25 protein-coding genes and 2 pseudogenes are annotated in these 25575 nt (G+C 45.7%); 26 read left to right on the top strand and 1 reads right to left on the bottom strand.

The window, feature by feature from the left end; translation table 11 throughout:
* Positions 1–39: 39 nt before the first annotated feature.
* From BM181_RS15495 to BM181_RS03790, 6 genes are all read left to right on the top strand, one after another.
* A complete protein-coding gene (locus BM181_RS15495; protein WP_075442499.1) occupies positions 40–1149 on the top strand; it encodes an RHS repeat domain-containing protein in 1110 nt (369 codons plus the stop codon).
* 26 nt (positions 1150–1175) lie between these two features.
* Positions 1176–1475 (top strand): DUF7957 family protein, encoded by a 300-nt coding sequence (locus BM181_RS03810; protein WP_075442498.1) that lies wholly within the window; start codon positions 1176–1178, stop codon positions 1473–1475.
* A 126-nt stretch (positions 1476–1601) separates the two neighbouring features.
* The gene (locus BM181_RS03805; protein ID WP_143092100.1) at positions 1602–2264 is read left to right on the top strand and encodes an RHS repeat domain-containing protein; all 663 of its coding nucleotides are present in this window, start codon (positions 1602–1604) and stop codon (positions 2262–2264) included.
* 84 nt (positions 2265–2348) lie between these two features.
* Entirely contained in the window at positions 2349–2723 is a 375-nt protein-coding gene (locus BM181_RS03800; RefSeq protein ID WP_075442496.1) for a hypothetical protein, read from the top strand.
* 64 nt (positions 2724–2787) lie between these two features.
* A complete protein-coding gene (gene ifs / locus BM181_RS03795) occupies positions 2788–3318 on the top strand; it encodes an NAD glycohydrolase toxin immunity factor (protein WP_075442495.1) in 531 nt (176 codons plus the stop codon).
* Positions 3319–3492: 174 nt separating this feature from the next.
* Positions 3493–3744 carry a hypothetical protein gene (locus BM181_RS03790; RefSeq protein ID WP_075442494.1) on the top strand — a complete coding sequence of 84 codons (252 nt, stop codon included), beginning with the start codon at positions 3493–3495 and terminating at the stop codon, positions 3742–3744.
* 80 nt (positions 3745–3824) lie between these two features.
* Here BM181_RS03790 and BM181_RS15490 read toward each other — a convergent pair.
* Positions 3825–3930: pseudogene (locus BM181_RS15490) on the bottom strand (IS30 family transposase); the annotation flags it as partial.
* Between BM181_RS15490 and BM181_RS03785 the strand changes: the two are divergent.
* The 20 genes and pseudogenes from BM181_RS03785 to BM181_RS03695 all read left to right on the top strand — a co-directional run bounded on the left by BM181_RS03785 (position 3895) and on the right by BM181_RS03695 (position 25558).
* Entirely contained in the window at positions 3895–4617 is a 723-nt protein-coding gene (locus tag BM181_RS03785; RefSeq protein ID WP_177207156.1) for an RHS repeat protein, read from the top strand. The pseudogene BM181_RS15490 and the gene BM181_RS03785 sit on opposite strands and share 36 nt — an antisense overlap.
* A 53-nt stretch (positions 4618–4670) precedes the next feature.
* Positions 4671–5558: a glycohydrolase toxin TNT-related protein gene (locus BM181_RS03780; RefSeq protein WP_075442492.1), complete on the top strand. Its 888-nt coding sequence runs from the start codon at positions 4671–4673 to the stop codon at positions 5556–5558.
* Positions 5559–5606: 48 nt separating this feature from the next.
* A complete protein-coding gene (locus BM181_RS15235) occupies positions 5607–5783 on the top strand; it encodes a hypothetical protein (protein ID WP_177207155.1) in 177 nt (58 codons plus the stop codon).
* A gap of 28 nt (positions 5784–5811) precedes the next feature.
* Positions 5812–6018 carry a hypothetical protein gene (locus BM181_RS15405; protein ID WP_075442491.1) on the top strand — a complete coding sequence of 69 codons (207 nt, stop codon included), beginning with the start codon at positions 5812–5814 and terminating at the stop codon, positions 6016–6018.
* Positions 6019–6042: 24 nt separating this feature from the next.
* Positions 6043–6741 (top strand): annotated as a pseudogene (locus BM181_RS15485) (RHS repeat-associated core domain-containing protein); the annotation flags it as partial.
* A gap of 13 nt (positions 6742–6754) precedes the next feature.
* Complete coding sequence (locus tag BM181_RS03765; RefSeq protein ID WP_075442489.1) at positions 6755–7390, top strand: hypothetical protein; 636 nt, start codon at positions 6755–6757, stop codon at positions 7388–7390.
* A gap of 842 nt (positions 7391–8232) precedes the next feature.
* On the top strand, positions 8233–8529 hold the full coding sequence (locus BM181_RS15070) for a hypothetical protein (protein ID WP_143092099.1): 297 nt from the start codon (positions 8233–8235) through the stop codon (positions 8527–8529).
* Positions 8530–9165, top strand: coding sequence for a hypothetical protein (locus BM181_RS03755; protein ID WP_075442488.1), 636 nt, complete (start codon positions 8530–8532; stop codon positions 9163–9165).
* Between the two features lie 26 nt (positions 9166–9191).
* Positions 9192–10139, top strand: coding sequence for an RHS repeat domain-containing protein (locus tag BM181_RS15480; protein WP_256211280.1), 948 nt, complete (start codon positions 9192–9194; stop codon positions 10137–10139).
* 25 nt (positions 10140–10164) lie between these two features.
* Complete coding sequence (locus BM181_RS15710) at positions 10165–10314, top strand: glycohydrolase toxin TNT-related protein (RefSeq protein WP_371263005.1); 150 nt, start codon at positions 10165–10167, stop codon at positions 10312–10314.
* A gap of 265 nt (positions 10315–10579) precedes the next feature.
* On the top strand, positions 10580–14317 hold the full coding sequence (locus BM181_RS03740; protein WP_075442486.1) for an autotransporter outer membrane beta-barrel domain-containing protein: 3738 nt from the start codon (positions 10580–10582) through the stop codon (positions 14315–14317).
* Positions 14318–14798: 481 nt separating this feature from the next.
* Complete coding sequence (locus BM181_RS03735) at positions 14799–15830, top strand: pentapeptide repeat-containing protein (protein WP_075442485.1); 1032 nt, start codon at positions 14799–14801, stop codon at positions 15828–15830.
* Between the two features lie 8 nt (positions 15831–15838).
* Positions 15839–16309, top strand: coding sequence for a hypothetical protein (locus BM181_RS03730; RefSeq protein ID WP_143092098.1), 471 nt, complete (start codon positions 15839–15841; stop codon positions 16307–16309).
* On the top strand, positions 16300–17697 hold the full coding sequence (locus tag BM181_RS03725; protein WP_075442483.1) for a DUF2345 domain-containing protein: 1398 nt from the start codon (positions 16300–16302) through the stop codon (positions 17695–17697). Before BM181_RS03730 ends, BM181_RS03725 begins: the two co-directional genes overlap by 10 nt.
* A 4-nt stretch (positions 17698–17701) precedes the next feature.
* On the top strand, positions 17702–18481 hold the full coding sequence (locus BM181_RS03720) for a hypothetical protein (protein ID WP_075442482.1): 780 nt from the start codon (positions 17702–17704) through the stop codon (positions 18479–18481).
* 11 nt (positions 18482–18492) lie between these two features.
* A complete protein-coding gene (locus tag BM181_RS03715; protein ID WP_075442481.1) occupies positions 18493–19782 on the top strand; it encodes a hypothetical protein in 1290 nt (429 codons plus the stop codon).
* Position 19783: 1 nt separating this feature from the next.
* Complete coding sequence (locus BM181_RS03710; protein ID WP_075442480.1) at positions 19784–20488, top strand: hypothetical protein; 705 nt, start codon at positions 19784–19786, stop codon at positions 20486–20488.
* A gap of 35 nt (positions 20489–20523) precedes the next feature.
* Positions 20524–22362 carry a tetratricopeptide repeat protein gene (locus BM181_RS03705; RefSeq protein ID WP_075442479.1) on the top strand — a complete coding sequence of 613 codons (1839 nt, stop codon included), beginning with the start codon at positions 20524–20526 and terminating at the stop codon, positions 22360–22362.
* Between the two features lie 29 nt (positions 22363–22391).
* On the top strand, positions 22392–23003 hold the full coding sequence (locus BM181_RS03700) for a DUF1266 domain-containing protein (RefSeq protein WP_082336150.1): 612 nt from the start codon (positions 22392–22394) through the stop codon (positions 23001–23003).
* 38 nt (positions 23004–23041) lie between these two features.
* Positions 23042–25558 carry a tetratricopeptide repeat protein gene (locus BM181_RS03695; protein ID WP_075442477.1) on the top strand — a complete coding sequence of 839 codons (2517 nt, stop codon included), beginning with the start codon at positions 23042–23044 and terminating at the stop codon, positions 25556–25558.
* Positions 25559–25575 lie beyond the last annotated feature (17 nt).

Below are 25575 nucleotides of genomic sequence, written 5' to 3'. Positions count from 1 at the left end.
GACATCGAGGAACAGTATATCTACGACATCAACAACCGGTTGACAAGTCAAATCGTCAACGGCCAAGTGGAAACCTATCGCTACGATAACGCTGGCAACCTGCTCCAAGACGCCAACAACACCTACGAATATGACGCCTTCCGCAGGACCAGCAAAGTAACGACAAAAGCAGGCGATGTCCAGATAAATCGCTACGATGCCGAAGGCCTGCGCTGCGAAATGGAAGAAAACGGCAAACTCGTGCAGTTCATCTTCAACGAGAACAAGGAAGTGATAACCGAAGAAACAGACGGCAATATCACAAAATTAATCCGCACCAGCGACCTATGGGCAAGGGAATCCGAACCGGAGAAAACCTGGTACCACTACGCCAGCGACGAACAGGGAAGTACCGTATTCATCACGGGAAAGAATGGCGAAGTAAAGAACCGCTACACCTACGACGCCTTCGGCAACACCGTAGAAAAAGCAGAACAAATTCCCAACCGCTACCAATACACCGGCCAGCAGCTAGACCCGATAACCCAGCAATACTACCTGCGGGCAAGATTCTACAATCCCGCCATCGCCAGATTTACGCAGGAAGACGAATATCATGGGGATGGGCTGAATCTCTACGCGTACTGCGCGAATAATCCGGTGGGGTATTATGACCCGAGTGGGTATTGTAATAGTGCAAATCGGAAAAACGATGTATATTCAAATTTGGAAAATGAGGCAAATGTTTTAAAGAGTATGCCTGAACATTCCAAGATAATTAGAACATATAAAGCAGAAGAGGCTAATCAATGGTTTAAAAGTAAAGACCCAGATTATCTTCCTCCATATAAGCCGGGAACTGATGTGCATGAGATTCAATTGGAAGAGAACACAACTTTTGCTAGAGTGTATGATAAAAATACATCTCAAATGAAAGGCGGCTGGATGATGAGAAGAGAAGATGTGGAGGGGCTTAATCCTAAACAAATAAAGGAAAAATTTGCATTACCTAAAGAGCCGGTTTTCACTTGTGATGTAGAAATACCTAAAGGAGAATGTCTGCGAGTTGGCATAGTTAATCCGTTAGATGGATGGGGGAGAGGAGGCGGAGTTCAATTCGATACTATTGGAAAAAGAATTGGAGTATTTAAAAATGAGAGAAAATTGTAAGCGTTGATTATTAGCGGGGGATTAAGATGAGTGGTTTTAATAATTATAAAATTTTAGAAACAATATATTATGAAGATAAGAAGATAATATTATTAGATCCTGTATCGAAAGATGAACCAATAAATAATATATATTGTGTTGATAAAAATAATAATATAATATGGCAAGTAGAAAGTGTTACTGAAAAATACAAAAATAAAATTAATATGCCATATGAGGGAATGAGCCTTCACAATCAATTTATAACTGCAGCTAATTTTATAGGTGTTGGCTATGATATAGATATAAGAACTGGTAAGATTATAAATTCTTATATTGTAAAATAATGGGTACAGGAATATTGGATTGGCGAGAAGTAGTGTGGAGACGGAGGCAAGTTAGGTGCAACACAGCACGTATAGAGCGAAAAAAGGTGATTTGTGTAATACCTACTAATATGCCCAAAGGGTCGATTGACTGCCGCGATAGCTAACGGCATGGATTACCGTTACAGCTATGACCGCGACGGCCTGCTGCTCGCCAAGAAAGCCAGTGGCAGAACGCTTCTTTCTTATCGCTATGATGATCTGGGACGTAAAATCAGTCAGATCGACATCACCGGCCGACAGGTCAACTACCGATTTGACAAGTCAAATCAACTGGTTGATATATGCAATGAATTTGACCAGTCAATTGTCAGTTTTGCCCGTGACGCCGATGGTGCCATTCAGAAAATCATCCATGCCAACGGCATGTGGCAGGATATCGCCTACGATGCGGACAAGAATATTGTTAGTTTGATGGTAGCCACGCCCGACAAAATCCTCGCGCAAAACACCTACCGCTATGACGGCAACGGCCAAAGAATCGAGAAAAATGAGCTGGCGGGTAAGACGCTCTACACCTATGACAGCCTGAACCGTCTGGAACAGGCCGAATATCCGGCCTATACGGAACGGTTTACCTACGATAACGCCGGTAACCGTCTGACAAGGACGGCCAAGGACATCGAGGAGCAGTATATCTACGACATCAACAATCGGTTGACAAGTCAAATCGTCAACGGTCAGGTGGAAAACTATCGCTACGATAACGCTGGCAATTTGCTCCAAGACGCCAGGAACACCTACGAATAACTTTTGGCTAAAGACTGGCCTGCAGATGAATGGATAGTTGGTGAACGAGAACTGTTGAAATGATATATGAGGAGGATGTATCTAATGAAGAATATAAAAAGTTTGGAAATGTTAGTAGAAAAAACAATTGTAAAATTAAACAATAAATATTCAAAAGACGAATTAAGACGTGGTGTGTTAGGATTAATATATTTGCGTTATTGTAAAGCAGATAATATTTTGAAATTCAATAGAGATGAAGTATACAAATTAACACTTTTGGTAGGGGGAGTAAAAGCATATGTTGATATCAGGAAAGAAAGAGAAGGCGATATTGTAGAAATGATGGGAGAGTGTGAAGATATAATTGAAGAATTAAATATTGAAATTAGTGAAACTGAAAAAGTAGAATTAAAAAATACTGTTGTGGATGAGTTAAAAACGGTAATGGACCAGAGTCAAGTGAATAGAGAGATGTGAATATAAATTTGATGTAATAGTAGATGGTCTTAACGGTGAGATTATTGTAAGGCAGTGATGCAATATGAAAATAAATGATTTTGAAGAACTAGTAAAACAAACAATAGCTAGAGGTAATTTGATAAAATTGTTAGAGGGGAGAGGAAAGTGGAGAATAGTTGTATCGGATATGTTTGGAGATGCACCTGGGATACCTCAAGATTGGGATAGCATATTTGATAAAGGGATATATCCGTTATATCAAAAGGGTTATATTGAAGTTAAAGATGAAGTAGAAAGAACTCTTTGTCAAATGTGTGAAAAAGATAAGGATGATGAAATATATTTGGTTATTTTGATTTGGTTTTACAATTTATATAAAAACAAATCAAGTAGGGTAAATAAAGCGCCTTTTAAATTAAATGAACAGCTTTTAACTACTAAAGTAAGAGAAACAATCATAAGGAGAAAAGAAAGCTTAATAAAATGTCATAAATGGTCTTCATCAAACGAGAATTTATATTTGAAAATTTTGCAGTTAGGAGAATTGTTTAAAAAAGATTATGGAATAGATTTTCTTTTAGATAATTCCAAGATAACTCGGAGCGATAATTGATAAAATGAGAAAAAGAATTTGATATAAATCGATTAGGTTTATACATAAATCTGGTGGCATGGATTACCGTTACAGTTATGATTGCGACGGCAACGGCCAGCACATCGAGGGATAGTCTGTTTGCAATGTCAATAACCAGGTTATAAATAGCTGTTTGAGGAAGGAGAGTTTTTTATGAATATTAACATGATGATAGAAAAATTAAATGAAGATGGTATCCCGGATTATTTGTATACAATAGATGATATTGACCCTGCAGATAAATATTATATTGGAAAAGTTAAGGGGAAATGGGAGGTGTATTATGGTGAACGTGGTGTAAAAATTGATAGGCATATTTTTACAAATGAAAATGATGCATGTGAATATCTTATATACAGCTTAAATGAAATAGCACAATCTATGGGACTTTATAATAATCGATAATGACGGATTGTCAAGCCGATTGCAACGCCATCTTTGGGCAGGTACTCTCTTAGCAAGCCATGGATGTTCTCGTTTGTTCATCTCTGCCAAAGGATGGTGTGGCTGTGGAAAGTAGAATGGCAATCCGCCAAGGTTTTCAGTGAATTCTGCATGCCTGGCAAATTCCTTGCCACGGTTTGGTGTTACGGGATATGTGACGGCAACAAAACCAGTTATGTACTGGACAACTGGGGCCGCATCACCGAAATCCGCAAAGCTGACGGGGCAAAAGAAAACTACGCCTACGACTTCGCGGGTAACATTACCGAAGCTGTGGACGGCAATGGCAACAAGCGCATCTATGTCTATGATGACAACAACCATCTGAAATCCATAACTTACCCGGATGGCAGTCAGGAACAGTATCTCTATGGCGTTGACGGAAATCTGTCAAAATTCCAAGACCGTAACGACATAACCAATGAATATACATGGAATGTCTATGGTAGTCTTATCGAGCGTAAAGCCGGAGACTTGCGTAATGTCTATGAGTATTCGCCGAACGGCCAGCTGATCGCCGCTATATCCAATGGCATGGACTACCGCTATACCTATGACAAAGACGGCGCAGTCAAAAAGATTACCCATGCCAATGGAATGTGGCAGGATAATGCCTATGATGCTGACAAAAACATCACCAGCTTGACGGTAGCCACGCCGGACAAGATACTGGCGCAGAACAGCTATCGTTACGGCGGCAACGGCCAGCGCAGCGAGAAAAACGAGCTGACAGGTCAACGCTCTACACCTACGCCAAGCTCAACCGCCTGCAGCAGGCGGAATATCCAACCGATACGGAACGATTCACCTACGATAACGCCGGCAACCGCCTGACAAGGACGGCCAAAGACATCGAGGAACAGTATATCTACGATGTCAACAACCGGTTGACAAGTCAAACCGTCAACGGCCAAGTGGAAACCTATCGCTACGATAACGCTGGCAATTTGCTTCAAGACGCTAAGAACACCTACGAATATGACGCCTTCCGCATAACCAGCAAGGTAACGACAAAAGCGGGCGATGTCCAGATAAACCGCTACGATGCCGAAGGCCTGCGCTGCGAAGTGGAAGGAAACGAAAAAGCGGAACAAATCTCCAACCGCTACCAATATACCGGCCAGCAGCTAGACCCAATACCCCAGCAGTATTACCTGCGCGCAAGATTTTATAATCCCGCAATCGCAAGATTTACGCAGGAAGATAAATATCACGGCGATGGGCTGAATCTCTACGCGTACTGCGCGAATAATCCGGTGGAGTATTATGACCCGAGTGGGTATGATAAGTTAATTATAAAACCCGATAGAAATGAATTGAATGGTTTTTCCCGTGAAGATATAGAAAAACTTATGGCCAATGGTATGCAAAGGAAATGTGCAGCGTTAAAAGCTAATATGGCTAGTGTGGTTGAAAAAATTTATAATAAGGGCTGGATAAAACGTGATGGCAGTATATGGTGGCCTAAGGAGGACGGGGTTATAAATAAGAAGGTTGTTTGTTTACATCCTAGGTTAGTATTGGATCGGTTTGGTGCGGATAGAGGAAAATTTGTTTCGCCTCAGGGAATTCCGTTTGAAAATCGTGCATTATATCCCAGAACGGCAAAAACCCCATATTCTATTTTTGAAGTTGTAAAACCAATAGATGTAAAAGCTGGGGGATTTGCACCTTGGTTTAATAAGCCTGGAGGTGGTATTCAATTTCTTTTGCCTAAAAGTGTAGAACAACTTTTAAATGATGGTTCACTAAAAAGGGTGTTGATTTATAAATGAACATAGAAGAAATGAAAAAAATTACAAGCATTGGAGGTGCCTGATTATATGTATACATTAACATTAAAACTTCCATCGGATCAATTTTATATAGGAAAAATTAGCGATAAAAACGAGTGGGAAGTATATTATGGAGAACGTGGTAGAAAAAATGATAGGAAAGTTTTTGATGATGAAAGTAAAGCGTGTGAATATTTTATAGAATGGATAGTGAAATATAAGTAATTACGATGCCGAAGGCCTGCGCTACGAAATGGAAGAAAACGGCAAACTCGTGCAGTTCATCTTCAACGAAAACAAGGAAGTGATAACCGAGGAAACAGATGGCAATATCACAAGATTAATCCGCACCAGCGACCTATGGGCAAGGGAATCCGAACCTGAGAAAACCTGGTACCACTACGCCAGCGATGAACAGGGAAGTACCATATTCATCACGGACGAACAAGGAAAAATATAGAATCGCTACACTTATGATGCATTCGGTAATACAATAGAAGCGGAAGAAAAAATCCCGAACCGCTACCAATACACCGGTCAGCAGCTAGACCCAATAACCCAGCAGTATTACCTGCGGGCAAGATTCTATAATCCCGCCATCGCCAGATTCACGCAGGAAGATGAATATCACGGGTATGGGCTGAATCTATATGCTTATTGTGCGAATAATCCAGTGGATTATTATGATCCGAGTGGATATTGTACAGAGAAAAAAGAGCTGTTTAAAAGGTTAGGATATACGGAAGAAGAGGCTGTAGATCTACAATTAGAAAAGTATACAACAGCTATTGATGATGCTGTGACTTTAATCGAGAAAGATACAACATTAAGGAAACAAGATGTAGAAAGCTTCTTGGATGGAAAATTTCGTACAGTAGTAACTGATAGGCCAATAACAGTATATAGAGCATACGGTGGTAATGCTAATATGCTAGGTTCTTTTGTTACTACAAATCCTGTTGCAACAAAAGAATCAGCAAGGGAAAGTTTGGCTTTGTTACCGAGTTGGGGGAATACTATACAAAAAGAAGTTAAGATATGCATACCAAAAGGTACAAGGTTAAATATAGGTAAAGTTGCTCCACAGGAGGAAAATGGTAGAGTATATATCGGTGGCGCTGATCAAATAAAGATTATGGATCATGTTATGCCATCCTGGGTGATTGAAAAAAGGATAATTTAAGGTGATGAATAGGATGAGTAAGAAAATTAAAAAAGAGGAAATTTTATATTTAATTAATAGAGTTATATCGGAAATAGAAAAAAGCTATACAGAAAAAGAAATTAACGGGATTATTGGCTTAATTTATAAGCGCTATAAAAAAGCAAAAAAATTTTTATTGGAAGGAGGTAATCCGGTAGAACCTTCAGATGATTTTATCATTATCGGAGGAGGGCGAGCATATATTGATCATTATACTAATGATCAACGAAAATCTAATGTGATGTTAGATTATATGTTTGATACAGAAAAAATGATAGATGTATATATAAAAGAAAATAGAAGAAGTGTGGAGCGAAGAATAACTCTCGAAGAAATAGAAGCAGAAGAAAGAAAATATGAAAAACTATTTAGAAAAGAAAATCATGGATATTTAGGGCTAAATACAGTGGTTAGTGATATTCCAGATAAAGAGGATTCTGAGGCTGGATATTTTGAGGAAATTTTTTATGATATAAACAGTAAAAGTTTATATGGAGTGAGAGGAAGAGAGAGAATTAACATAAAAACAAAATGGCCTGAAGTTAGTTTGGGATGTTATAAATATCCTTCAAATGAAAAAGATATTCTAAATGACATAAAAAAAGTAGAAGAAAGGATAAAAAAATAATTTACTGAAATTTTGCACATACGAAACAAGCATTTTATCAAGCGCAACATAGGGAATTGACTGCTGAAACAGCAACTTCATACACACCGTTCCAGGCATTGATGCCATAATTCAGACAGTTTTCAAGAAGGAATCCAGCATGGCATTTAGTTCTTTTTCGAGGAAAAGCCATTTTTCCGTTATCATGGATACAAGTTTTTTAAAAAACATAATCAGCGCATCTATATACTGCAAATCCTGCAATTCATCGCACGAAATATAGAATAATTTGCCAATACTCCGCTTATCGACTTTTCTGCGTTATTCCAGAGAAAACAGCGACAGATTTTCAATGTAAGTGCAACACAGCATTCATCTGAATATGTGCGAAACGTTCAGTTGGCCGCCACTATCATTAGTGGTAATGCATAACGCTATAGCTATGATCGTGACGGCCTGCTGCTCGCCAAGAAAGCCAGTGGCAGAACGCTTCTTTCTTATCGCTATGATGAGCTGGGCCGCAAGATAAGCCAGACAGATATCACCGGCCGACAGGTCAAACGCTCTACACCTATGACAGCCTCAATCGACTGCAGCAGGCAGAATATCCAACCTATACAGAGCGGTTCACCTACGACCGAGCGGGGAATCGGCTGACCCGGACGGCCAAAGACATCGAGGCGCAGTACATCTACGATGTCAACAACCGGTTGACAAGTCAAATCGTCAACGGTCGGGTGGAAAACTATCACTACGATGATGCTGTGACAATAATAGAAAAGGATAGGACATTAAATGAACAGGATGTTAATAGTTTTTTAGATGGATAATATTATAGTGTAATAACTAATGAAGACTTATTCTTGTATAGAACATATGGAGATAAAGCAGGTCCGTTAGGGCGCTTTACTACAACTAAACCGGCAATTACACAAGCAGAAACAAGAAAATCGTTAGCATTATTGCCAGAATGGCATAATAGTATTGAAAGGGAAGTTACTATCAAAATACCTAAAGGAACCAAATTAAATATAGGTAAAGTTGGACCACAAGTAAGTAGAATAGATGGCAGATGTTATCCGGGAGATGCAGATCAAATTATGATTGTTGGAAGATGGCCAAAAGATTGGATTGTAAACGATAGAGAGGTTATGAAATAAATGGATAAAAAGCGTAAAAAAATTAAAGAATTATCAAATGCAATTGAAATTGTTATAACGGAGATGGAAAAGAAATATTCACCGTTAATGCTGGATAAAGGGAGCGTGGGAATGATTTACAAAAGATATAAGCGAATAAAAAAATATATATGTGAAGGGGGAGACCCGTTTGTCTTCCCTAATGATTTTTGTATAGTTGGTGGAGTATATGTATATTTGGATATCACATATTCGGATATAGAATTTTCATCTATTATATATAATAATATGTGTAAAACGGAAAAAATAATAAATGAAGAAACAATAATTGATATAAAAGATATAAAATGTACAGATGAAGATATATGTGAAAGCAGTAAAAGATGGGAGGAGAAATCCAGAAAAGAACAATTTGGATATTTGGGCTTAGACCATGTGGTTAGTAATATACCAACTAAAGAGGAAACAGAATGTGGATATTTTATCGATATATACATTAATGTAAAAAGTAAAAGTTTGTTTGGAGAAAAAAGTAAAAAAACTTTTGGTTTAAAAGAAGAGTGGCCAATGGTTTTCTTGGGACGGTACAAATATCCTGCAACGATTGATGATGTATTAAATGATATTAAAAAAATGGAAGAGGGAAGTAATGGCTAAATTTGCTTCAAAGCTGTAGAAAGCTCTTGGCCTATCGCTATGGCGAGCTGGGACGTAAAATCAGTCAGACCGACATCACCGGCCGACAAGTCAACTACCGATTTGACAAGTCAAATCAACTAGTTGATATATGCAACGAATTTGACCAGTCAATTGTCAGCTTTGCTCGTGACGCCGATGGAGCCATTCAGAAAATCACCCATGCCAACGGCATGTGGCAGGATATCGCCTACGATGCGGACAAGAATATCGTAAGTTTGACGGTAGCCACGCCCGACAAAATCCTCGCGCAGAACACCTACCGCTACGACGGCAACGGCCAAAGAATCGAGAAAAACGAGCTGACAGGTCAAACGCTCTACACCTACGACAAGCTCAACCGCCTGCAGCAGGCGGAATATCCAACTGATACGGAACGATTCACCTACGATAACGCCGGCAACCGCCTGACAAGGATGGCCAAAGACATCGAGGAACGGTATATCTACGATGTCAACAACCGGTTGACAAGTCAAACCGTCAACGGTCGGGGGGAAACCTATCGCTACAATGCCGAAGGCCTGCGCTGCGAAATGGAAGGAAACGAAAAAGCAGAACAAATCCCCAACCGCTACCAATACATCGGCCAGCAGCTAGACCCGATAACCCAGCAATACTATCTGCGGGCAAGATTCTACAATCCCGCCATTGCCAGATTTACGCAGGAAGACGAATATCACGGAGATGGGATTAACCTATATGCCTACTGTGCGAATAACCCAGTGGATTATTATGATCCGAGTGGATATGATAAATTAATAATAAAGCCTGATGAAAATATAATTAATGGTTTTTCGCAAGAAGATATAGAAAAACTTATGGCAAATTCTATACAAAGAAATTATACAAAGTTAAAATCCAATGTGGCCAGTGTAGTAGAAAAATTCTACAATAAATGGTGGACAAAAAAGATGGAAAAAATGGTGGACATCTAGAGATGGTTTTGTCAATAAAAGAAAGGTGTCTTTGCAACCAGATTTGTTGATTGATAGATATGGTGCAGAACATGGAAGATTCGTTGCAATACAAGGAATACCATTTGAAAGCCGCGCAATGTTTCCTAGTGCATCAACAAAACCATATCGGCATGACGGTGGTGTTCCGGGATAGGACGGGGGAACACATCTGTAAGTACGGCAACTAAAAAAATTTCGAGGTTTGCAGGAATCAGCAGGAAAGTGTAGAAAATATAAAAAAGTTTGTATGATAATTCAAACGAGGTAGCAAATCTGCTGAAGAAGGCCGGGGTAAAGGGAACGACTAAATTGGGTGTTGTGAAATTTGGAAAATAGTCCTGTTGGCGCTTGGAAAGCGTCAGCAGGGCTTATTCCATATAACGGGGAAAAGCAAAAGGGCGTTTCAAGGAGCGAAGACAATGAAAAAACTTTTATCAGCAAGGAAGAAAAAAGCAATCCTCTATGCCGTGGCAGCAGGCATCTGTGTCAGCGAGGCTGTCCTGCCGCAGCCTGCTGAGGCTGTGGAGCCGTTTAATATTGACTGGGACGGCAAGACGGTGTTTAACGTAAAATATTATGGTCAAAGCGACTACACGGCAAGAAGAGCCTCATTTTTTCAGGATGGCGAAACAATTAATGGCTTTACGATACACGCGCTCAATTATGATTTAACGAGCGCGATTAAAACCCGCCTGAATGATGCCTTCCGCTGGTGGGCAGAAATTTTAGGGCCGGGTGCCAATCTTTCTGAGCCTGTGCAATATTTTGTCGGCACGAACAATTTAGCAAATGCCGGCGCAATATCTCTGTCCACAAGGAACGGAAAGGAAACAAGAAATCCTGATCTATTCAAGGAACTTTTCCAGAGCGGTCAAAGGGTTAAGCAATTTAATAATCTGGAAGACGTACCGTATGATTCACCAACCCAAAAAGTACTTACAACGGATGATATGGCCGTTGGTCTGGTGGGCATTGGGCAATATGTAGGCACGAGCCCGGTAGATGACGGCGGCTATGGTTTTGTGAAGCCGGAATATTATGCCAGCCCCACGCCGCAAAACATTCTCGGCGTTGATATTGCGGCGGTTATGTTTCACGAAATCGGTCACAGTTTGGGAATAGGGGCCAGTACAAACAAATTGTCCATAAACTTTGCGGGGCAGGATTCAATATTCTATTTTGACGACTTTGATGAAAAAAATTATGCGGCACATCTTTATGACCAATATGGCAGACAGGCAAAGCCACATGCCGCAATTCTGTCCTCGCAAGGGAGTATTTCCTCTTTGGCGGCATATTTGGAAGAACATCCCGACAAAAAATCGCTGCTCAGTGCGGAAGATGTTTTTGTAGTCGATGCTTCGCAGGAGGCAAGAAACTCCGGCAAGGTTTACGCTTATTTTGCAGGCGAAAATGTTACCGAGGCCTTGGGCGGCAAAACCTTTACGCGGGCTGACGGTCAGCAGATCAGCGGCATTCCGATAAATTTGTGGGAAACGGGGCGGCCTGAACTCAGTCATCTGGAATTGGCTAGAAGCATGATGAGCCACCAGAATTACAGAAGCTATGTGAATTTTATGGAGGTAGAGCTGGCGGCTCTTCAGGATATGGGCTACACCATTGACCGGAAAAATTTCTATGGGCGCTCGATTTATGCTGACGGCTTGACGCTTACCAATACCCAGGGATATTCTGCGCGGAAAAATGGCGCATACGTTGATGGCTATAATCATTCTACCCTGGGTGTGGGCTTGCACGTTTACGGTTCCCATAACAATATCACCCAGGCCGGCAATATTTTTGCTGACGGTGAAGGCGCTGTGGGTGTCCGTGTTGACGGTATCCATAATACCCTTACGGTGGCAAAAGGTACGGAAATCCATGCGGACGGCAATTATAACGACGGTGTATTGATTGCCTACGGGAAGAATCATAATGTGAATATCGCAGGCACGGTTACGGCCACAGGTAAAAGCGGAAATGCCCTGAGTTTTGATTTCGGCGCAAATGCGCTGGGGTCAAATAGAGAATATCGCGGATCCTTTATGCGATATGTAAGATGGAACCTTGGCAACAAAATTATAGCTGCAAAAAATCTTGGGTTTACGGAATTCAACAATGACAATGATGTGTGGAGTTTTACAGATTTGGAAAATGGCGACCTGAACGCCCCTATGGTAAATACGGTCAATATCTCCGGGAAGATCCTTGCCAACTCCGCAAATGGGGGAAATGCGATATATATCGACTCATCGGCTTTCGTGGACACGATTAACATAAATGACGGCGCAGAGATCAAGGGGAATATCATGTCCCAATGGAAGCATTTCAGCCCTGAGACCGGAATGTTTGATTATGAAACACCGGTTAATGGCGTAGAACTTAGAGATCACACGTTTACAAAACTGGATGGCTTGAAGCTGCAATATAAAGGCGGCAAATACCTTTACACCAAATACATTCCCGACCTGGTGACGAAACTGAATTTCAACAATACGATGAAGTATGACGGCGATATTGACGGCATGGACAATATGAAAATAAACGTCAATGGAAATCTCGTTTACGGCGGTTCGGCAGATGTGGTTAATGTAACTGTGGCAAAAGACGCAGGCCTTTTCGGCGGAACGTTTACGGTTAAGAACATGACTGAAAAAATGGCGGAAGGTTTCTCGGACGATACGACGGGGAAATTCTACAATCACGGCACAATCGGTTCGGCATCCGGCGACAAGTCCATGACGATCAACGGCAATCTGGTTTCCGATGGCACATTGAGCGGCTATGCCGGCGGTGAGCTCGGCAATATCGTTGTGAACGGAACGGTAAATGTGGAAGGCTCGACTGTGGCGGCCACCAATATTTTGCCGGACGAAACCATGGAAGTTTTGACGGCGGACACCATTACGGGAGACTTGAAAAATGCTTCGACGGCTGTTCCTATTTCCGGAATGCTCAGCGCGACGGGGAATATTTCCGGCAATCAAATATCGGTTACGGCGAAAGCGGAAAACAATCTCGGCGAAATGACTTCCGAACAGGCACAGACGTATCATGCTCTGAGCCATATGACCGCAAATCTGAAACATGACGGCAGGAAAGAGGAACTGCGGAGGCTCTACAGTTTGGACGCGGAAAGCGCCAAAACTGCGTTTGACCAAATCGGAAATGCGGACGCTGCGCAGATGATGAGCGCGGCGCAAACAAGCACCGTTGCCAATCGCGTGATTTCCGACCGGCTGGCAACTGCTTTTTCCATGCAGGATTTCAACGTTGATTTGAATATGCCTGTGAACCATCTTTCCGACGGTGATGACGAAAATCATTTGACAATGCCGATGAAGGCGGAACTTCCCGCGCCGGTCGATAACAATTTCTGGGTCAAATTCACGAAGAACTGGGGCGAGCTGAAAGGCGGCGCGAACTATCACGGACAGGCAATCAGCGGCGGCTATGACAGGGCGGTCAGCGAAAACTGGCGCGCAGGATTTTTTGTCAGTTATGATGCGACGGGCATGGGAGCGAGGAATTCCAGCGGCAATATCTATGACACACGCTTTGGCGTTTACGGCGGCTATCACAGAAATGCCGATGATGCATTCATTTACATCGACGGCGGGAAAATCCGGAACAAGATGCGCGGAAATCTTTCTGCGATCGGGCTTGCGACGGATGCAAAATACGATTCCAATATTTTTGAGATCGGCGGCGAGTACAAGCACAATCTGCAGCCGAATAAAATCTGGCATGTTTCGCCGTTCATCAATCTGCAGTATTCCACGATGAAGCAAAATTCGTATGCAGAAACGGGAGCGGGGATTTTTGACCGGCAGATGAGAGCAAAGCGGAACAATTATTTTGCCGGACAGCTTGGCGTGGAGTTCAAGCGGCAATTTTCGTGCGGTCATTATGCGGCAAGGCTTGGCGTCAAGCATGCGTTCACAGGAGCGAATCCCGAACTGAGTTTCAGCTATGAGGGCGACGGGAATCAGGTCTATACGATGAAAAATAATCAGGACAAGACGCATTTCGTCCTGTCGGTCGGCGGTGAAAACGAATTTGCCAAGGGCTGGATTCTCGGCGGCGATCTTCAGCTGCAAAAGGGCAGCCACGACAAGGATGTTTCTGCCTCGGTCATGCTGAGAAAGGTTTGGTAATTTGGAGCCGAAGATTATTTGAAGAGCTGAATGCGGGAAAACCGCACGTTCAGTTCTGTGAGGGGCGCATGTGAAAGCATATCGTCTACTCGACAGTATATTAGCAAAGGGGGTGCAAAATCCCCACCGAGGGGGTGCAAATGCACCCCCTTCTCTTTTTCTCAAAGCCTTGTCCCGTGCGGCTTCCGAGGCATACTCGCTTAATGATAGGCAGGGTGGCAAGGGGGGGCATATTCGGCAAAGATAATTATAATTGTAGAATGACTGCCCAAAAGACCATAAGAAAATAACTTATGGTTTATAGCTACGACGAGCTGAAAAGATTTTTACAAGTAAAATAGAGGAAGTATATTATAAAAAAATAACTAAATCTTAGTTATTTGTACAATGAAATTTTAAGCAATCTCCAAGATTGTAATGGTATAACGGATGCGTACTGCTGAAAGAATGATATGTTTTGTGCAGCCTGGAGTGTTGGTAGATGATTCAAACGTTAGCGGTGTATAAGGAAAAGCGTTTTCCCATTGTGGAAGAGGATTTCTTACGGGGTTCGCTGGCTGATTGGGATAATCGGTTTGCTGAGATATCCCGATTCCTGCAGGGGAGACTACGTGAAGCGGTGGCGGGCGCAGCTCAGGTACAGGATGAGGAGATGGTGGCTTGTGCCAATATCAGTATTTCGCTGCCGTTGACGTCGATTCATACAGGAAAACCAATGCTGCTGGTGGATTTTTACGACGAGGCGTGGTTTTACGGCAGGCCGTTCTACCGGTATCGTATACCAGCAGACCTCTTTTTTTCTCGTTGGCGGACGTTTACGTGCCAGGCAGAGGATGAGGCGTACTATCAGCGACGGACATTGCGCAAGACGATGATACGGACACTTTATGCTGCAACATTGGAGCGGCTGGCATTTCTTCTCGCCTGCCGGATGAAGAGCTGGCTGGCAGATATAGATTGGGAGGAACTGCTGAAAGGCCTGGTTATCAAGGTACCTTTTTATCTGTCGCTGGGGATGTATTACGATGCGCAAAAGCCTATCTATGCAGTTTTGCCAACGGTGGATTTAGTGGCAACGGAGGAAAAGGACTTATCGTTACACCATTTCGACAGGAAGATATATCGCCAGCATGTACTAGAGCGGAAGGATCTGCAGTTGAGCCGATTTACGGCGTGTCTATTTGAGCCAGCTACGCTACGGGAACTTGATCTGCGGGATGCAGTTTTTCAGGATTGCCGCTTTCATCATGTCGATTTCTCGTCGGTGAAACTGGCGGGAAGTATTTGGCGTAATTGTACATTTGCCGATTGTACCTTTACGCAAGTCACTGCCAGCAGCGCTGACGAGGATGAGATTTATGCCCAGCCGCTTTGGGAAAACTGCCTGTTCCAGGGGGTTCATATGCAGCAATGTGACTGGCGTGGCTGTGTATTGATGGATTGTGTCAATGATGGAGTTAAGTTTTCGGATTGCCAGCTGGCTGATTCGGGCTGGCTGTCCTTTGGGAGATGATACGGTTGGTGGAAACAGATTGGTTTCGGCTGGTGGAGGATGCGGCACTTACAGCCCCGGTGAGACCGGTGGGGCTTTCGTATCGCGCGTATCCTTATTTCATGGAGGAAAAATCGTTCCGGCGCTTGTCCCATAAGTTGGCTGCCTACCAGCCTCAGGCCGGCATGGAGTATTGTGATTTCCTGTTTGCACCGACGTTTATGGTGGGGGACAGGTTTCAGCTGTTATTTAAGTGGCTGGCACCGGAAATGGAATTTTGCCAGGTGACGCTTATGCCCGTGCCGGAATCTGCCGAGGCTAAGCCGCTGCACTATTGGGTTCCTTTTCTGCCGATAGCAGCTGCGGGACAGCGCATCCGTTGCCAGCGGCAGCGGGATAAAGTGACCTGGCTGTTTTCCCTGGCAGCGGCAGAAAGTATTTTGCGGCGTGCTCCCTTGGGCATCTGCTTTGAACCAGTGGAGGTGGAAGGATGGGCTTGATTCATGAGAATGTATGGGTGGAAGGGATTCCGCTGCAGAGGCTTTTGACTTTGGAGATTGTGCATAAGCCAAACGAACATGGGAGGGCAGCTTTGACTGCTGCGGGCGAAATTCCTGTATTGAAGCGCTTTATGGAGCGTGAGACGGATCGTCTGATTGCGATAAAGGCTCGGGTGCAAAATCAGGAAGTGGTGCTGTTTCGCGGCTATATCACGCAGATTCGTGTGGATACGAATGGCGGGTATGGTGAATTGTCCGCAGAACTAGCGGATTCCAGCTGCTTATTGGATGTCCGGCGGCAAAATAAGACGTATCAGAATCTAGCGAAAAGCTATGGGGAAATTTTAAACGATGCCTATAATGGCACGGGTAAAGTGGTAGTCAATGTTAGCGACCAGCCGATTGGCGCGTTCATCCTGCAAATGGATGAGACGAATTGGGAGTTCTCCCAGCGTATGGCATCCCGCTTCAATGTGCCGGTCTTTTCAAGCCTGGTGGCTGAAAAGCCGCTGGTATCCTTTGGGGTGCCGCAGGGGAAAAAGGCTATAGAGCTTTCTACGGCGGCTATTCGCTACTTAGCAGATAATGGCCGTTTCCGCGAAGTGACAGAAAATGATATGACCGCGGGGCATACGGCCACGGCACAGGATTTTAGCGGCCTGCAGGTCGATTCCTATGATTATGCATACCTTGGCGATAAGGTATGTGTGAATGGTAAGGAGTATTATGTGCGGACTATCCACGCCAAGCTGATAGATGGTCTTATGCATATGTCTTACGAACTTACTGGCCGGCAGGGCTTTGTCGCTCCGTTGGTGCGCAACAATCACTGCGCAGGACGTGTCCTGACAGCGCAGGTCAAGGCCGTCAAGCGGGATACGATCCAGGCATTCTTTTTTCAGATTGACCCTGCGTATGACAGCAGCAGCACGACATGGTTCCCGTATTCTACGGCCTATTCGAGTAGTGATGGCAGTGGCTGGTATGTGATGCCGGAGGTCGGGGATTTCGTGCGGATACTGTGTCCCTCCAATCATGAGGAGGAGGCTTTTGCCGCCAGTGCAGTCAATACATCGCCGCCGGCAAGCACGCGGAATAAGAGTTTCCGCGCCCCTGGCGGCAAGGAACTTTTATTGACCGATGATGGGATTTCGATGATTTGCAATCATCAGAATATCTTTATTGATTTATCCCAGGATAACGGGATAGGCATTGTATCTTCGCAGCCTGTGCATATTTCCTCGGATAAATGCGTGCAAATCGAGGCCGAGGAAAAGGTCCAGATTACGGCGGATAAGCAGATTCTGCTGCAATGCGGCAATTCGCATGTGAAGCTAACGGAAAAACAGATCACTTTCGGTGGCGAGAGTGTAATTGTAGGAGAGTGATGGTATGGGGAATAATCAGCAGCGGATTCCGCAGTTTGAGTCCTTGCATATATTGAGGCAGTCCATGCTCAGCGATGTACGCGACCGGGCTTTTGCCGGTCTGCCTTTGCTGTATCAGGATTATAGCGATGGTATCATCAGCGGCTGCCGGATGATGACGACCAAGGAGACGATTACGGTACAGCCGGGGTTGATAAAGCAGGCAGGTTTTATCTACTACCTGTGCGAACCCATGACGGTTGCGTATCAGCCTACCGATGAATACATGATTCTCAAATTGGTTTTCGCATCGCCAATCGATCAACGGGGGACTTTGGTTTATCCACTGGAAGCGGCCCTGACGAATAATCTGACGCTATCGAATAACGAAATGGAGCTTTGCCGTTTCAAGCTGAAGCGCGGTTCGATACTGCGCGTCGATTATACGGATTTCTTTGACCGGACGACAGAGTTCGATACGGTCCATACGATTTATGTGCCGTATGCAGCCATTGGGCAGAGTACGTTATCGCCAGATATCACCAAGGCTTTTGCCAAGGAAGCGGCAAAGTTTTCCCTGACAGATCTTGATCGGCAGTTCTGTATGTCGGCTTTAAATGGCCAGCCTTTGTCCGTGGATAGTATTGGCTTTTATATCAGCCAGCGGCTCGAGCAGGCGGAGCAGGAATGGGACAATGAAAGCCTCTTTGCCGGCCTTACCCGCGTACTGGCTGAAATCCGGCCGGCAGGGCTCAGGGAGTGCCGCCGGGAACGTCGCCGCCGCCGGGAAGTATTTGTGGACTAGGGAGAATCGTGATGGGTATTTTTACAGATGAGTTTGATTTGGCAGGTTATGTAAAGCAGCAGGCCATGAAAATCGATGATTTACAGAATCGGGAATTATTCCGGGATATCATCGGCGATATGTTTTCGGAGCTTTATCGGCATATGTATGCAGAATATCATGGGCTGGAACAGCGAATGCTGGCGGAGGTTTCCCGTCCGGCAGAAGTACCGGATGTCATGACCGGCCTTTGCCGGCGCGAGGATTATGACCAGACGGATAAGGAGCTTTATCCGTTGGATGCTGCCGATCTTTTAGAGCCGGAGATTCCTGCTGCCGACGTGCTGGATCATTTGCAACAGGGAGAAAGCTATGCTTTGTTCCCTGTTTTTTTTGCGGGCGAAACGGCCACCTTGCAAAAACTCATACGCGAGCGGCACAGATTTTCAGGAGTAGTCAAAAGCGGCTTCAACGATGTAGCAGCTACGTTTGAATTGCGGCCTTGCCGCCGTTACTTGCAGCAGATCGAGGCACTCTATGGCGTGACGAATCTCAATGCGCTGCCTTGGCGCAGTATTCTGGCACCTTATCTTTATAAATTCGCCGAAGTCTGGATCACTTCGGTAGAAGGCTGGACTGGAGAACAGACTATTGAACGTATCATGCTGGATTACGCAGAGTTCCGTGACATTATCCAGGAAAAGATGGTTCCCCTGTGGAATATCCAGCCTTATCAGGCGCTGACCAGCGCTTATCCGGAGGCCTGCATGGATCGGATAGCCTATGAACACCGGCTGTATGCCCATCAATTCCCCGCTGGGGGACAGTATCTGCTCGACCAGTCGGATGCTGCGGTCCGGAGCGTACGCTGGCAGGGCGGAGACCTTATCATTACCTGCGACCAGCGGGAGCGCGAGTCTTGGCCGCTGCTGCGGTTCTATCCTGTGCGCAGCGCGGAAAAATATGGGTATCGGGTGTATGGCAACCAGCATGACCAGAGCTTTGCCCGCAATCTGATGGCGGCCTATGGACAGCGTGTCAAGACACGAGCAGAGGTTGAGCGCTTCCTGTGGTCTTTTGCCTGCATGCGGGATTTTTCCTTGCAGGATTTGCGGCTGCGGCAGGCTGCGGGGCAGGCTGCGACCTATTGCACCGATGAATTCATCGGCTATGAATTCCGTACGGGGAGCCGGGAATATACGCTGGAACTTGATTTCCAGGCAAAACAGGAAGACTATCGGAATCTGGATGTCTTAAGTTTCCTGGTTACCAATTTGCAGCACTATTTCCCCGAATACAACTGTGCAGGGAGGCTGGTTTGAGATGAATTTCATTTGGGATGCCACGATCCGAGCAAAGGAACAAGGAATGTCAAAGGCAGATATAACCTATACGCCGGCAAAAGATGGCAGTCCTTATTATGAGCTGGCCTTTGACTATCTGAATCGCAAAGAAGCAGGGCCTGAGCCAATCCCTGTAAATGCCTTGTACCGGTTCAGTGCCATCTTTCAATACCTGCTGCATCCGGATGTGCGGTATATGCTGGAAAAGGACAAAGAAGAATTCATTCAAAAAGCGTTTGATTGCTTGCTGCATATCCTTTGCGAAGTGGATTTACACCATGGCATCACCCGGCAGGAGTGCTATGTGCGGAAATTGCGCCAGGAACTATTGGCGGGGATTTTTGGCGAGGATGCAGCTGCCTTGCTGCAAAAGTTTCCGCAGGAAAAACAGCTGGCGGTAGCAGAAGAACTTTTGCATACCATGAAATGTGGTTCGAGTTTATTGGGGTTCAGCCACGCCTTCCGGCGGTTCTTCCCAAAAGGAATCCTATATCAAAGCCGGTTCTCCCCGCAGGAGCTCTATGTATATTTAGATGAGCCCCACGAACAGGATCGCGAAAAAGAGTGGCAGATGTTTTGCCGCTTGTTCCTGCCGTTGGATTTTTCCCTCCGGGTATTCTGGGATTTGCATTTCGGTATATTAGGCCTTGAGGGAACGATGAAGGATGACATTGCCTTGTTTTAGGCGTTCAAAATTAATTTATAAAAGGTGGCTAAAAAATGGCAAAGACATTTCAACCAGCAGTGCGGGAAGCGATAGACCTTATCTGGCAGCATTATGATGCGGAAAGTGCGAAGCGCGGACAGAAAATGTTGCGCCGGGCAGCCGCTGCTGGCGACGCGGACGCTTGGGGGCTCTTATCCCGTACGTATTTGGGAGCGGCCAATTTGGCTGTTTGGGAAACCAGCAGGCTGCCTGAAGACCTTGATGAAGCGGATGAATGTGTTCGCTGGAGCATCCTAGGGGGAAGCGCTGTAGGTGTTTTATGTGCGATTGAGCGAAGGGGGCTTTATCCCTCGGAACGCGCAGCGATCTTGGAGCATTGGGGTTCTGGTAAATCCGTCTTGGAAGAGGCTGTCTCTTATGCTGAGGAAGGCGGAGAAGCCATCGCAGCAGAATTGCTTGGGAATTGCTATCTCAGTGGTGCGGTGTTCGGCTTGTTGGACGATTGGGATATGGATGACAATTGGGGGCGGACACGAATGGCGCTGCCCTATCTGGAGCGGTCACTGGAGATGGGACTTGCTTTGGGGCTGGATAACTTTAAGTCGTGTGCAGATATTATTTATGAGCGCACGGGGGAAAGGGATAAACAGGAACAAGCTTCGGCTATGATGGAGAAATTCTGTCAGGCGGGAGTGCCCCATATGCTATATAACCGTGGTGAGCTGCACTATGCTCGGGGCGAATATGAGCAGGCTTATACGTGCTATGAGCAGGCGGCTGCAGCAGGGCATGAGATGTCACGTTTCAGCATGGGCTATATGTATCGGTTTGGCCTGGGGGTAGAGCAGTCAGCAGAATGCGCTTTAAAGGAGTATTTTCTCTCTTTAGCAGAAGACGGACATCTTCCCTCTATGATACAGGCAGCGGAGATATATTTCTGGGGAGATTTGGGTGAGAAAGATTTTGCTCAGGCATACAGCTGGTGTGAAAAGGTTCTGGATAAATATGTCGAACTGGCCGGCAAGAATCCTTTCCAAGCAAGTGGTTTCAATTATGACTTAGTGCTGCCATTGATGTGCTATTGCAAATATTATGGCTGGGGGACAGTAATCGACCGGGAAATGGCTGTCCGTACAATCATGGAGGAAATCAGGCGGGTAGAAGAAGAGGGATCTGTGCTGCCAGAATACAAATTAGCTTTACTTTATCACTTAAAAGGAGACATATATGCGAATGGTTCTGGCAATTATGATGTCGATAAATCCTTAGCCCGAACCTATCATGAGCAAGCCAAATCTTATGCAGGTTTTGATCGCTGGCTGGGAGATTTTAAATGGGATAAAAGTTCGGAAGGGTTTGGCTGCCGGTTTGCCTGGGCTATTTTTGGCCGGTACGAAGATGAGAAAACGGAATTGACGGATGTGGAAAATATCCGCGTCTGGCAAGAGGATCGGATGCAAAAAGCTAGATTGCAAGGCCGGGAAAAGCTGCAGCCCTGGCGGTTATGCATCCAGCTGCCGTCAGAAGGCGGGGCGAATTTCGTAAGGTACGAGGAGGAAGAACTCGAGAATGCTTTGAATCTCGTGGCCTGCGGTGTGTACCGGCGGCTTATGCTGGATAAAATGGATAGTGACGATCGCTTGCTGGTGCGCTGCCAAGCGAAGAAGTTCCAGCTTTATGCGAACGTGAACGGACAGGAATATTTCAGGGAGACAACGGAAAGAGAACGCGCCTTGGCGTGTCTTCAGCGGTGGTGCACGGGCAAAGGCATAAAAACAGAAAAATGGATGGCGTGCGAGCTTGTGCCAAGAACACGGAAAGAAGAGATATCCTCCGTCTGGAAGGAAAAGACAAAAGCTAAGACAGAGCAAGGTATACCTGTACATGCATAAATGTACAAAGGATTTGAGGTGGATGGACTATGATGCGAATAGGAAAACTATTATTATACACGTTTATACGACGCATACTTGTTTTGGTGGAGCGGAAAAAGCTTGCAAAAGAATATTCCCTGCCAGAAGATGATTTATCCTGGGAACAGGTGGATCCGGATTTGAAGAAGTGGATTTGTGCTGCTTGTGCGGTTAATCGTCAAGTCTTTCATATGGATGTCCATGAGCTTGGTGGTTTTGTTCCCGGCAGCCGGTTAGGCAAATTCGTAATCAGGGATATGATGATGCTGGCCTGGGATATTTATTCTCGGCGGGATTTGATCGAGACGATTCAAGATATGATCGATGATAAGCTGGCTTGGCAGTTATTGCGTGTATTACAGCTGGCAGGCAGTGGCTATGTGGCAGGTTATCTGACTTTGCGCGAATCGTTGAATGTATCGATTGTTGCCGGGCAGCGTCTGCAAAAGGTTACGCGCAGCTGGGAGGGGCTGGCTAATGCATATGCGCGGGATTATGCGAACTATATGGACTGCGAGTCAGGTGGCGAGGATAGGCGCAAAGCCTTCCAAAAGTTGAGGAATGCGAAGGACACACCTTATACGGTGCCTTTTGATATGGCGCTGGTAAAGTCCTGGTAACATAGCTTTGAATTGTTGGATTCTGAAGAGAGGCGTACATGATGATAGTAAAAAAATTTCAGCCGCTGGTGCGGGAAGCGATAGACCTTATTTGGCAGCATTATGATGCGGAAAGTGCGAAGCGCGGACAGAAAATGCTGCAGCAGGCGGCAGCGGCAGGCGATGCGGATGCTTGGGCACTTTTGGCCCGTACCTACATGGGGATAGGAGAGAGTTGGGAAAACAGCGGTTTTCCGATAGCCGAAGATACGGATGAAGTGCACAGATGCCTGCAGAAAAGCATCGAGGGCGGCAGTGCGGCTGGCGTGCTTTGTGCTATTGAGCATCGTGGCCTTACCCCGATAGAACATGCGGCAATGCTGGCGCATTGGGGAACGCCTGCGGCCGTGCTGGAAGAAATCCGCGCCTATGCTGCCGCTGAACCAATGGTAGCTTACCTGCTGGGGGCAGCATATAAGTTTGGTGGTGTTTCCCTATTGCTGGGCGAGAACGACGGGCAGCGAGAGCGGCTAAAACAGGCCCTTCCTTTTATCGAGGCTGCTGTCGATAGCGGTCTAGCCTATGGACTTGACCTGTATAAAACCTGTGTGCGTGATATGTATCGGGGAGATGGCAATCCGGAAAAGATTGCCAAGTTCCGGCGGCTGGAAGACGGCTTTTGCCGCGCAGGGGTTCCCCATGCGCTCTATAGTCGCGGTGAGGATCTTTTTAATCAGGAAAAATATGCTGAGGCGCTGGGGTATTATGAGAAAGCCGCTGCTGCCGAGCTGGACAGCGCTCTGTATTCGCTGGGCTATATGTATCGTCATGGCTTGGGCGTGAAAGAAGATTCGCGGAAGGCCTTCGAGGAATATTTCCTGCCATTGGCCGTGCAAGGCCATGTCGTGTCCATGTATCAAGTGGCAGATACCTATTTCTGGGGCGATTTCTTTGCGCGTGATTATGTCAAGGCTTATGAATGGTGCGAAAAAGCAATGAATCGCATGGTACAGTTTCATGGGTTTTACGATTACGATGTGTTGATGCCCCTTATTTGTTACTGCAAGCTCTATGGGCGGGGCACGTCTATGGATCGGAATCTAGCAGCGCGCAGCATACGGGAGGAAATGCTGCGGGAGGAGCAGAAACCAGTGCTGCCCAGGTATAAGCGTGCTTTGCTCCAATATCTTATGGCAGAAGTATATGCTCATGGCTATGGATCGGTTGCCCAAAATGAAGAACTGGCGGAAAAATATCGCAGGGAAGCCACAGAGTATGAAGGCTTTAAAGTCATGCTGGAAAAAATGTCCTGGGAAACCGAAAACGAAGCCGAAGTCAGGAATTGGAAGAACTCTGCTGCCACGAATTCACGGCCAGCGGCATTGGCGGAGGCAGAAACCATCCGTGATCAGCAGGAAGCCCGCATAGCTGCGGCAGATGGCAGGCGGCAGTGGCGTCTGTGTACGGAATGGCGACAGAAATATGGCCTGGTCTTTAGTCATTATAACAATGCGGAGCTGCAAGCAGCGCTGGCTATGCTGGCTAAAGATAAATACCGCAGTGTCGCCCTGAACTCGCAGCAGGCAGGCGAGAATTATCTGGAGGCCTATCACGAACAGGATGGCTATTATCTGCTGGCTGCCATCGATGGCAGGGCTGTCCATAAACAGGTAAAGGAACTTTCAAGTGCACTGGCGGTGCTGACCGCCTGGGCCGATGGACAAGGTCTGCACGGTGAGGATTGGCAGGCCGATGAAGAGGTAGCGAAGAATAAGCAGTGGAACGAGTATCTGCAAATCGCGCAAGAATGTGAAGAACGCGAGGATACGGAGGGGCGGATTAAGGCGCTGACCGCAGCGGCTGATTTAGGCTGTGGATATGCGATGAATCTTCTGGGCGTCATCAATTGCCAGAATCTCAAAACAGCATCTACCTGGTTCCTCAAAGCTACGCTGACATCCGATCCAGAAGATGTAGCCATGGCCTGGTATTCGCTGGGTAAACTGCATAAAGAAAATCCGCAGGGCGATAAACTCGCGATTTTGCGCTATCTGCAAAAGGCGGCGGATATGGGCTATGCCAAAGCCTGGTTAGAGATGGGCATCTGCTATCTTTGGGGCATTGGGGCAATCGTCGATTATGAAAAAGGCGTTGCCTGTTACGAAAAGGCCATAGCGATGGGGGATTACGAAACGATGCTGGCCAGAGCACATTTGTGCCGCGATGCAGAGGGCGAGTGGCATGATTTGGACACAGCCATTGCTGTGCTGGAACGGGTCGCTTATGAAAAAAATGACGAGAACGAGTGGCAAAATGAGGGTCGGGTAATGCTGGCCAATGCTTTACTTGCTAAGGATAAGCAGGCAAACTACATCTGTGCACGGGATTTGGTGCGCGAGGCTGCTGGCGAAGGATTTGCGGAAGGCGCCTGGAATCTGGCGCATTTCTACAAAGATGAGGGGAATTTCACGTCGTATCGCAAGCTGCTGCGCCGTACGGCCGAGGAAGGCTACCAGCCTGCCCAGGAAGAGCTCGACCATATCTATGATACCAGTGAGTGGAGTGAATGCCTGTAACAGCTTGATACATTTAG

Source organism: Pseudoselenomonas ruminantium (genome assembly GCF_900113715.1).
In the GTDB taxonomy this organism is placed as follows: Bacteria; Bacillota; Negativicutes; order Selenomonadales; family Selenomonadaceae; genus Selenomonas_A; species Selenomonas_A caprae.
The sequence above is the reverse complement of the archived record's forward strand: the minus strand, read 5'-3'. Positions and strand labels throughout refer to the sequence as shown.

Excerpts from the sequence above, each read along its gene's own strand:
- BM181_RS03720 (WP_075442482.1), top strand. The coding sequence starts at position 17,702 with ATGGGGAATAATCAGCAGCGGATTCCGCAGTTTGAGTCCTTGCATATA.
- BM181_RS03735 (WP_075442485.1), top strand. The coding sequence starts at position 14,799 with ATGATTCAAACGTTAGCGGTGTATAAGGAAAAGCGTTTTCCCATTGTG.
- BM181_RS03800 (WP_075442496.1), top strand. The coding sequence starts at position 2,349 with ATGAAGAATATAAAAAGTTTGGAAATGTTAGTAGAAAAAACAATTGTA.
- BM181_RS03765 (WP_075442489.1), top strand. The coding sequence starts at position 6,755 with ATGAGTAAGAAAATTAAAAAAGAGGAAATTTTATATTTAATTAATAGA.
- BM181_RS03755 (WP_075442488.1), top strand. The coding sequence starts at position 8,530 with ATGGATAAAAAGCGTAAAAAAATTAAAGAATTATCAAATGCAATTGAA.
- BM181_RS15235 (WP_177207155.1), top strand. The coding sequence starts at position 5,607 with ATGTATACATTAACATTAAAACTTCCATCGGATCAATTTTATATAGGA.
- BM181_RS03710 (WP_075442480.1), top strand. The coding sequence starts at position 19,784 with ATGAATTTCATTTGGGATGCCACGATCCGAGCAAAGGAACAAGGAATG.
- BM181_RS03695 (WP_075442477.1), top strand. The coding sequence starts at position 23,042 with ATGATGATAGTAAAAAAATTTCAGCCGCTGGTGCGGGAAGCGATAGAC.
- BM181_RS03725 (WP_075442483.1), top strand. The coding sequence starts at position 16,300 with ATGGGCTTGATTCATGAGAATGTATGGGTGGAAGGGATTCCGCTGCAG.
- ifs (WP_075442495.1), top strand. The coding sequence starts at position 2,788 with ATGAAAATAAATGATTTTGAAGAACTAGTAAAACAAACAATAGCTAGA.
- BM181_RS03785 (WP_177207156.1), top strand. The coding sequence starts at position 3,895 with ATGCCTGGCAAATTCCTTGCCACGGTTTGGTGTTACGGGATATGTGAC.
- BM181_RS03810 (WP_075442498.1), top strand. The coding sequence starts at position 1,176 with ATGAGTGGTTTTAATAATTATAAAATTTTAGAAACAATATATTATGAA.
- BM181_RS15405 (WP_075442491.1), top strand. The coding sequence starts at position 5,812 with ATGGAAGAAAACGGCAAACTCGTGCAGTTCATCTTCAACGAAAACAAG.
- BM181_RS03700 (WP_082336150.1), top strand. The coding sequence starts at position 22,392 with ATGATGCGAATAGGAAAACTATTATTATACACGTTTATACGACGCATA.
- BM181_RS03790 (WP_075442494.1), top strand. The coding sequence starts at position 3,493 with ATGAATATTAACATGATGATAGAAAAATTAAATGAAGATGGTATCCCG.
- BM181_RS03715 (WP_075442481.1), top strand. The coding sequence starts at position 18,493 with ATGGGTATTTTTACAGATGAGTTTGATTTGGCAGGTTATGTAAAGCAG.
- BM181_RS03705 (WP_075442479.1), top strand. The coding sequence starts at position 20,524 with ATGGCAAAGACATTTCAACCAGCAGTGCGGGAAGCGATAGACCTTATC.
- BM181_RS03740 (WP_075442486.1), top strand. The coding sequence starts at position 10,580 with ATGAAAAAACTTTTATCAGCAAGGAAGAAAAAAGCAATCCTCTATGCC.